Below are 7,871 nucleotides of genomic sequence, written 5' to 3' on the forward strand. Positions count from 1 at the left end.
GTTATTTATTTACGAGACCGTGAAGGACAGTTTCTCTCTCTGGATGAAAAAGGTTTTGTGCAATTTGGTTATGGAATTGTGAGAGGCGCTGGTATTCATGCTGCGGCTTGCCAAATGATTAATCCTTATCATTTTAGGGCTTTATCATTTTGGGGGGGCCAGATTGACAACGAGGCTTTGAGGCAAAGGGGTGGATTTTAAGGCAAAGGGATTGAAATTTCTTGAGGAAGAGGTAAGCGTAGGGCGTGTCGTGTACTTGAGGAAGTTTTCGATGAGGCAATGAATGAGGTTGATCTGGGACTGAGGTTGATCTTGGCCGCGTGTTTGGCTTTCAAGATGGGGGCACCACCTTGGGAAAAGGGATGTTTGGGCTTGTAAGCGCTTCATGTATAAGCGCGTATAAGGCAAGTGAACAAAATACATAGAGGGGAATTATAGTGCTTGCTTTACTCTGAGAAGAGTGCTAAGCGAATCTACCGCGCTGGTGGCGTGCTATCAAATATTGAAGAGTGGGAATTTTAGAAGTGGGGGAGTATCCGTATGATCGAAGATAAATCACAACACCAATCTGCCCATAAGGGAGATAAGGCTTTTGTATCGCAGCCAGTGTTGGATCAATCGGCAACTTTCAAAAAATGGATGGCTCTCTCAACAGGCGATTATATCATCATTTGTTGTTTGGCTATCCTCTTGTTGGTGCTTTTTTCCGCGTCTGCCTATATGGATCCTTTGGAATTTTTTCACCTTATATCCAAGGAACAGCTCCAAGCACTGGGAAAAATGAAACAAGAAGATCTTCAAGAAATGAGTCAGATTTTTATACAGATTCCTGCGATCGAATTTCTTCGTAACTTAGGGTGGAATGGTGTTTGGGCTTTTTTATGTCTCTTGCCGCAAATAATTTTTGGCTTTCTTTTTGGGTTGTTTCCGCTCTTTTCTATTTTTAACGCCATATTTAAACGGGATGCGAAGGAAATGATGCTACAATGGGAAAACTTACCAGAGCAGAAACAGCTAAACAACCAATCTCTCAACAAAATATGATAGGGGGGAAAAGTGATCACTTCTATAATGCCTCTTTTAATAACTACATTATTGATCTCCTTAGGGATAGTTATAGTTATTTATTCTGCGTGGAGCATGATACTCTTTTCTACCGTGAAGATCATCTTGTCCATTTATTATTCTTTGATAAAACGGGCAGTACTGTTATGTAAGATGCGAAGGAAATTAAAAAAGGGTGCAGCGCAGAATTTGAGGCATTATCAGGCAGGAGGGAGAGGACAGAATACAGTTCTTGCAACACAGTTGCGTGCCTTTTCTTTTCAAGAATCTTTGCTTCTCTCAAAAAAAGATTATAAAATAATCTCTTGGATGGCTTTCATTGCAGTTGCGCTTTTTATACATGCTGTGCTTTTTTCGTCTTTTACTATACGATATGCGATTGTTTCACACAATAATCCGTTGTTTTTTTTGTTATTGATTGAAGCGCTGCCGTTTTTGTTTATTTTGGTATGTAGTGCCATCACTTTGCCTGTTATTTTAATTCTCCATAGTCTCCTTCATTATGGCGTGAAAAAAACAGCAAAGAGATTAGAAACATTTGTTTGAGAAGAGAATGAAAATGATAATTTCACATCAATGTGATAGGGGAAAAAAGTGAGCATTATAATACTACAACATTTGGCTTTTTTAGGGGGCATCATTATTGCCATTTTAATGTTTATGGTTATGATCAGGCTTCCTTACCGGTTGATCAAGCATATGAGGTTATCTTTTAAATTCGCTCAAGACTTGAAAAAGAGTACGACGCAACAAAAACACGCCATACAACAATTGCGCAATGATCTGGGAGAAATGAAGAGATACAATCTCGCGCATAAGACCCTTGATGCGAAAATACGCTTTCTTAACTTTAAAGAATCTCTGCCTCTTTATTCAAAAGAATGTAAAATAATTCTTTTTATTTTTATCCTCTTTACCGTTTTGCAATTTGCTTTCTCTATCGTACATTTGGTATGGTGGAAGGATAGTATGGTCAGTTTTATAATACCGCGGTTTTCAATAGGTCGCATTATTTATGGCCTTCTATGGTTAGGGATTCTTCTCTTTTCTCCGATCATTGGGATCATGTGCATAAAGTTAACAAGAAAATTGAACAAAATACTTCCACAATTGGAAGAAGCGATACAACAACGCGATCAGGCAATGCGTATGCAGAATGTGGAAGGGGGACAAAATGACGAGTAGTCTTATAACATTAATAGCCATTTCTTTCCTGTTCTTTACGCTCTTAAATGTTTTAATATGGGCGCCAATCGTTGTCATTTATTACCTGTTTATCAAGCGTGCGCGGCTTTATTGTCGCGTGAAAAAGGAACTGAAATGCGTGCTGAATGAACGCGATATTGCCTTAAAACAGATCTCCCCAAAATAAAAAGCAGCAGAATGTTTGATAAAAAGCAGCTTTCTCTTGTTTGGCAAGACTATAAAAAAATATTCTATCTTTCTACGGTCATGGCGACTGCTCCAATAGTTATAACTGTTGTCGTTAAGATATGGAGAGGGCAGGACTTTGTTTCTCTTGTCGTATTCGAGCCGCTGGCATGGATGCTTGCCTGTATTTTTTTATTCTTACCGATTGTTTTTATTATGCGTTTTATCGTGACCCGTCAGTTGAACAAAATGATACGGCAATTAGAAGAAGAGGTTGAGCAGAAAGGAGCGCCCGTCATATTATACGATGTGAGCGAGGGGAAAGTGAGCGAGGGGAAAGTGAGCGAGGGGAAAAAGTGAAGAGAGGCTTTTGTTGAGCCTTGCTTTTGACTTGTTCATTAAGGAGCATGGGGTGCACTTCTCGTTTTATGCCTTTTTATATTTGTGTCGTGTTTTGAAAAGAATTGAGGCTCTTGCTTGAGTTGAGGCTTTTGCTTGAGTGGGATTTTTGCGAGCTTTTAAGGGGGATAAGTGAAGAGAGGCTGCTCTTGGGTTTCACTTGCTGTTTCTGTTCTCTTAAAGAGAGAAAATCTTGTAACTTATTTTCTTTTTATCAAGCATAAAAATGTGTCTTACCAAGCGATATTGAGAGCGAAAAATCTATACTTAAAGCAAAAGATATTCTGGTGTTTGGGGAAGAAGAGCCCATTTTTTGCAGGTGGAGAGGCAAGACGCATAGAGAAGGTGAGCCAAAAGCACACGTTTTGCTCCATAGAAAGTGTAACAGTGCTTTTAAAGAGCTTGGGGTGGAGGGGGAAAATTGAAAGAAAAGAGGGACATCTATTTATTTACGAGACCGTTATTTATTTACGAGACCGTGAAGGACAGTTTCTCTCTCTGGATGAAAAAGGTTTTGTGCAATTTGGTTATGGAATTGTGAGAGGCGCTGGTATTCATGCGGCGGCTTGCCAAATGATTAATCCTTATCATTTTAGGGCTTTATCATTTTGGGGGGGCCAGATTGACAACGAGGCATTGAGGCAAAGGGGTGGATTTTAAGGCAAAGGGATTGAAATTTCTTGAGGAAGAGGTAAGCGTAAGGCATTTATGCTGTGTACTTGAGGAAGTTTTCGATGAGGGCAATGAATGAGGTTGATCTGGGACTGAGGTTGATCTTGGCCGCGTGCTTGGCTTTCAAGATGGTGGCACCACCTTGGGAAAAAGAAATTATTCTATCTCTCAAGTGCCCTCTTCTTTGCTTGCACACCCTTGCGGCTTTGGTATTGAGGGCTGATGTTAATATTTGGCAGCTTTCTCATAAAAGCTTTATGGAAGATGAAAGTTTGGGCTTTGAAAAAAATATCGAAAAAATCTATTTGGGCCGGTTTTGCTAGATGATTCAAATCGTCATAAAGACAAAGCAACTTCGTTACGATTTTCTTGCACTCGTTTGCTTCTTCTTTGGAAAGCAGCTTATCTTCCTGAAAATAAAAAGAGCACTTAGAATTTTAGAGTCAGAGACCCAAATTTGTGCAATAGAAGAAGATATTTTATGAAAATTTGATCGAGGAGAAAAGAGAAGCCTTAAGATAATAGGGGGTACACTGTGAGTGATGAAAACATGATGTTTGAAGGTGATGGAAAAAAATGCACCGCTGATATTGTCTTTATAAAAAATGAGGGATACAAGCGCTTGATATTGATGAACCCTCATTCATTGTGAGGACGAAAGCTTCGGTTCATGAAAATGGCTTAAAAATTTGAAACAAATGAGGGATAAAAAATGAGGGGCAATGGAAAAAATTCACCATTGGATAAAGAACCACGGACTTTTTCGCTGGAAGAAGCGTTTTTGACAAGCAAAAATTATAAAGTCATCTTTTGCATTGCTTTCATTGTGTCAGCTTTTATAATGGCATTCTTTATGTTTTTTAAGTGGGATTTGACAGGGTGGTGGAATTATATCCTGTTCATTTTAACATTAATATTGGTTTTTATATCAGCGCTTCTTTTTGTACTCATTCCTGTTGCCTTTGTGGTCGGTATCATCTTTACGCGTTTGTTGAAAAAAAAGATCGATAAGTTGGATCAAGAAATCTGGCAGCGAAGAAAAACGGCTTACCAACAAAACAGCGTGTGAAGGGCGGACAGAAAATGAATACTGGTCTTTATATATTCTCATGTATTGTAGGAGAGTTTCTATTCGTGCGATGTTTGAAGGTGATGGAAAAAAGGCATCCCTGATATTGTCTTTATAAAAGATGAGGGATACAAACGTTTGATATTGATGAGCTCTCATTCATTGTGAGGACGAAAGCTTCGGTTCATGAAAATGGCTTGAAAATTGAGACAAATGAGGGGTAAAAAATGAGGGGCAATGGAAAAAATGCACCATTGGATAAAGAACCACGGACTTTTGCGCTTGAAGAAGCGTTTCTGACACGCAAAAATTATAAAGTCATCTTTTGTATTGCTTTCATTGTGGCAGCTTTAAGAATGGCTCTTCGCTTCGTACCCATGTTGCTTGGGTGGAAGTTGGCGGAGTGGGAAGGGGATGTCGTGGCAGCTCTCTCGTTAATTATGGAGCTTATATCATGGTTTATTTTTTTGTTCATCCCTGTTGCCTTTGTGGTTCGTATCATTTTCACGGTTCTGTTGAAAGAAAAGATCGATATGTTGGAGCAAGCACTCTGGAAGCGGAGAAAAACCGCTTCTCAACAAAACAGCGCATGAAGGGGCGGAGAAAATGATAGATATTAAAATGATGGATATTATTGTTGTACTCTCGTGGGGTGTGGGCTTGACGCTTTTCACGCTGCTTTCTGCCGTGGTCATGATGTTTATTTGGGCATTGTATTACTCTACTTTCAAGCGGGTGAGGCTGTATTGCCAAGTGACAAAAGAATTAAGCCGCGTGCTTGAACAACCTGTCGTTTTTGAGCCGTCTAGTGGGGAAATGCCGATGATTAAGCCGTTATCTGAGGAAAAAGAGTTTTCTCTTTCTGATGAGGAAATCTTAACGATGGAAAGTGCAACGGCGCTTTTAAAGAGTTTGGGGTGGAAGGTGGAAATTGAAGGAAAAGGAGATCATTTGGCCACCTATTATTTACCAGATCGTGAAGTGCAGTTTCTTTATAATGCTGAGAAGGGGTATCCGCGATTTGATTGTGCAATTGCGGTGGTTTCTGGTATCCATGCGGCGGCTTGCCAAACGATAGACCCTTATAATTCTGGAGGCTTGATTGCTCTTGAATTGAGTTTTGATGTGAAGGGGTTGGAAATTTTTGAAGAAAAGGTAAGCGTTGGATGTTTACGTCGTGCACTCGAGAAAGCTTTAGATGAGGCAATGACTGAGGTTGATCTTGGCAAGATGCTTCACTCTCAATATAGAATCCTGCCTTGGGAAAACAAAACGGTGGTCCCTCGGTTGGCTTCTTATTCCCTGCGTTATCTTGCGGCTCTGGCTTTGATGGGCGATGTTGAAACCTTACACTCTTATCACAAAAGCTTTATGGAAGGTGAGAAGCTGGGCTTTGAAACAAGCATCGAAGAGGAGCATCTGGAACGCGCAATGGTGATTGCTCAGGCGGTAGAAAAGACAAAGCAACCCAGTTACGATTTGCTTCAACAGGCGGCAAAGGATTTTTCCATGGAGGTGGAAAGCTATGAATGTTTTAGAGCTACAGATCCCAATTTGTGCAATAGAAGAAGAGATTCTTATGAAAATTTGATCGAGGAAAAAAGAGAAGAATTAAGGCAACAGGGATATTTTGTTTATGAAAAGGACGCGATTTGTGAGGTTGATGGAAAAAACTATCGTCCTCATATTCTTTACATAAAGGATGGGGAGTTAGAATATATGGATGTAGAAATTAGGATTGATGAAAAAATTTATTGAGAAAAATAAAGAGTTTAGATAATTTAAAAAGAGCTTAAACCTAAAAATAATGCGTAAAAAGCGCGAAGCGTAAAAGCAGAGGGGAACAATGCAGGAGAAAAAAGCAACATTTGAAGAGTCTTTCTTTTCATTTAGAAAATTTATGGTGTCTTCAGTGGAAATGCGTAAAGGGGTGGGACGGTGTAAAGTAATAGGGCACCGCTTTTTTATCATGTTTTGTACATGCCTTATCATGATGGCTTTAGAAGTTCCTGCGGGTGCAAAGTCTCTGGTACAGCCGTTGCAATGGACAAGATGGGAAGGAATTGGTTCTCTTATTTTTCTCTTACCAGTGTTGATATGGTTTTGTCTTCTCACACCCCTTTCTATTTTGTGGGGGATTTGTCGTTTTAAAGAGCGTAAATTGGAAAAAATAAAGAAAAAACTAAAAGAAAAAATAAAGCAGCAAGAGATTAATCAATGAGGTTATACGCATGAGGGGTGAGATCGCGTTTTTTATTTTGTTTCTGCCAGTTGAATATTTTCTTCTAAATGCAGTTACAGTTTTTGCCATTTTTGTGAATATGATTATTGTGGCGCCTTATTATTCTTTAATCAAGCGTTTGAGGCTCTATTACAGAGTGAAAAAACAAAGAGGTTTGATGAAAGAACAGCCGCAGCATTTTTGTTTCTTTGAAAAAAGCGGAAAAGAAAAAGAGAGAGTGCCGCAAAACTTAGCACTAGAAACACAGATAAGTTTCTATTCGTTAAAAAAATGGCTCGCTTTTTCACGCAAAGATTATATCCTCCACGCATGCCTCTCTTTCATCATTATGTTTTTCAAAGCTTATGTCTATGTGATTTTCTCTAAAGGGATAGCTGCTAAGGTAGATGAGAGCAGATTTGAATATATTATCATTCTCTTGCTCTTCTGGTTTTTTTTATCGGTATGTATTTTTGCAACGATCCCTGTTGTTGTGATCCTTCGTGAAATTTTAACTCATCGATTGAAAAAGAAGATTCAGCAGTTGGAAGAAGTGACTGAAGCAACCCAATCAATCAATTTATAAAAGGAAGGGGATAAAATGCATTACGAAATAGCGGCATTTTGGACGGTGATTTTGATCATTCTGCTGGGGGGTGTTTTTGATTTTTTCTTAACAATACCCATTGTGGCACTGTATATTTCTTTTATCAAGCGTTTGATCTCGTATTACAAGGTTACCAAACAATTAAACGCAGCGCTGAAAAAGCGCACGTAGTGCTCGTGTCATGGGGGAGGCATAAGTTTTAGATCATGCCATTGCTTCATGACGTGAGAGGAGGGCATCAATTGTTTTTCTCATTTTACGCTGATCTCTGGGGGGGAAAGGGTTGATGGTAAGTGATAGGCTTATAATAAGCTTGTAATAGGCTTTAATGGGGCTGTTTATCGGAAGCTTGTTGTTTTCTGTGAATTTGTAAAATCGTAAAAATGTGGAACTGTAATAGGGGGTGTGGTTGGTCAAGGGCTGTGAGGGTTGTGGGGCGCTTGGGGAGAAGAGGTGCCAATGGAGGC

Annotated in this window: 11 protein-coding genes and 1 pseudogene; all 12 read left to right on the plus strand. The window is 39.4% G+C overall.

What is annotated here, in order from left to right; translation table 11 throughout:
• Positions 1 to 201: pseudogene (locus ACFIN0_RS08865) on the plus strand (hypothetical protein); the annotation flags it as partial.
• 339 nt (positions 202 to 540) lie between these two features.
• The gene (locus ACFIN0_RS08870; RefSeq protein ID WP_375702357.1) at positions 541 to 1,044 is read left to right on the plus strand and encodes a hypothetical protein; all 504 of its coding nucleotides are present in this window, start codon (positions 541 to 543) and stop codon (positions 1,042 to 1,044) included.
• Between the two features lie 210 nt (positions 1,045 to 1,254).
• On the plus strand, positions 1,255 to 1,611 hold the full coding sequence (locus ACFIN0_RS08875) for a hypothetical protein (RefSeq protein WP_375682708.1): 357 nt from the start codon (positions 1,255 to 1,257) through the stop codon (positions 1,609 to 1,611).
• A gap of 48 nt (positions 1,612 to 1,659) precedes the next feature.
• Complete coding sequence (locus tag ACFIN0_RS08880; RefSeq protein ID WP_375702358.1) at positions 1,660 to 2,250, plus strand: hypothetical protein; 591 nt, start codon at positions 1,660 to 1,662, stop codon at positions 2,248 to 2,250.
• Between the two features lie 198 nt (positions 2,251 to 2,448).
• Entirely contained in the window at positions 2,449 to 2,796 is a 348-nt protein-coding gene (locus tag ACFIN0_RS08885) for a hypothetical protein (protein WP_375702359.1), read from the plus strand.
• 426 nt (positions 2,797 to 3,222) lie between these two features.
• Positions 3,223 to 3,495 carry a hypothetical protein gene (locus tag ACFIN0_RS08890; RefSeq protein ID WP_375621571.1) on the plus strand — a complete coding sequence of 91 codons (273 nt, stop codon included), beginning with the start codon at positions 3,223 to 3,225 and terminating at the stop codon, positions 3,493 to 3,495.
• Positions 3,496 to 3,578: 83 nt separating this feature from the next.
• Positions 3,579 to 3,830 (plus strand): hypothetical protein, encoded by a 252-nt coding sequence (locus ACFIN0_RS08895; RefSeq protein ID WP_375702360.1) that lies wholly within the window; start codon positions 3,579 to 3,581, stop codon positions 3,828 to 3,830.
• Positions 3,831 to 4,219: 389 nt separating this feature from the next.
• On the plus strand, positions 4,220 to 4,576 hold the full coding sequence (locus tag ACFIN0_RS08900) for a hypothetical protein (protein ID WP_375702361.1): 357 nt from the start codon (positions 4,220 to 4,222) through the stop codon (positions 4,574 to 4,576).
• A gap of 227 nt (positions 4,577 to 4,803) precedes the next feature.
• The gene (locus ACFIN0_RS08905; protein WP_375702362.1) at positions 4,804 to 5,169 is read left to right on the plus strand and encodes a hypothetical protein; all 366 of its coding nucleotides are present in this window, start codon (positions 4,804 to 4,806) and stop codon (positions 5,167 to 5,169) included.
• A gap of 13 nt (positions 5,170 to 5,182) precedes the next feature.
• Positions 5,183 to 6,334, plus strand: coding sequence for a DUF6990 domain-containing protein (locus tag ACFIN0_RS08910; protein WP_375702363.1), 1,152 nt, complete (start codon positions 5,183 to 5,185; stop codon positions 6,332 to 6,334).
• An 88-nt stretch (positions 6,335 to 6,422) separates the two neighbouring features.
• Positions 6,423 to 6,797 carry a hypothetical protein gene (locus ACFIN0_RS08915; protein WP_375702364.1) on the plus strand — a complete coding sequence of 125 codons (375 nt, stop codon included), beginning with the start codon at positions 6,423 to 6,425 and terminating at the stop codon, positions 6,795 to 6,797.
• Positions 6,798 to 6,807: 10 nt separating this feature from the next.
• The gene (locus ACFIN0_RS08920) at positions 6,808 to 7,383 is read left to right on the plus strand and encodes a hypothetical protein (protein ID WP_375702365.1); all 576 of its coding nucleotides are present in this window, start codon (positions 6,808 to 6,810) and stop codon (positions 7,381 to 7,383) included.
• Positions 7,384 to 7,871: the final 488 nt, after the last annotated feature.

The organism is Bartonella sp. AA89HNZF, assembly GCF_042196905.1.
Lineage (GTDB): Bacteria > Pseudomonadota > Alphaproteobacteria > Rhizobiales > Rhizobiaceae > Bartonella.

Coding starts and splice junctions, on each gene's coding strand:
- ACFIN0_RS08870 (WP_375702357.1), top strand. CDS start 541: ATGATCGAAGATAAATCACAACACCAATCTGCCCATAAGGGAGATAAG.
- ACFIN0_RS08885 (WP_375702359.1), top strand. CDS start 2,449: ATGTTTGATAAAAAGCAGCTTTCTCTTGTTTGGCAAGACTATAAAAAA.
- ACFIN0_RS08895 (WP_375702360.1), top strand. CDS start 3,579: ATGAATGAGGTTGATCTGGGACTGAGGTTGATCTTGGCCGCGTGCTTG.
- ACFIN0_RS08900 (WP_375702361.1), top strand. CDS start 4,220: ATGAGGGGCAATGGAAAAAATTCACCATTGGATAAAGAACCACGGACT.
- ACFIN0_RS08905 (WP_375702362.1), top strand. CDS start 4,804: ATGAGGGGCAATGGAAAAAATGCACCATTGGATAAAGAACCACGGACT.
- ACFIN0_RS08910 (WP_375702363.1), top strand. CDS start 5,183: ATGATAGATATTAAAATGATGGATATTATTGTTGTACTCTCGTGGGGT.
- ACFIN0_RS08915 (WP_375702364.1), top strand. CDS start 6,423: ATGCAGGAGAAAAAAGCAACATTTGAAGAGTCTTTCTTTTCATTTAGA.
- ACFIN0_RS08920 (WP_375702365.1), top strand. CDS start 6,808: ATGAGGGGTGAGATCGCGTTTTTTATTTTGTTTCTGCCAGTTGAATAT.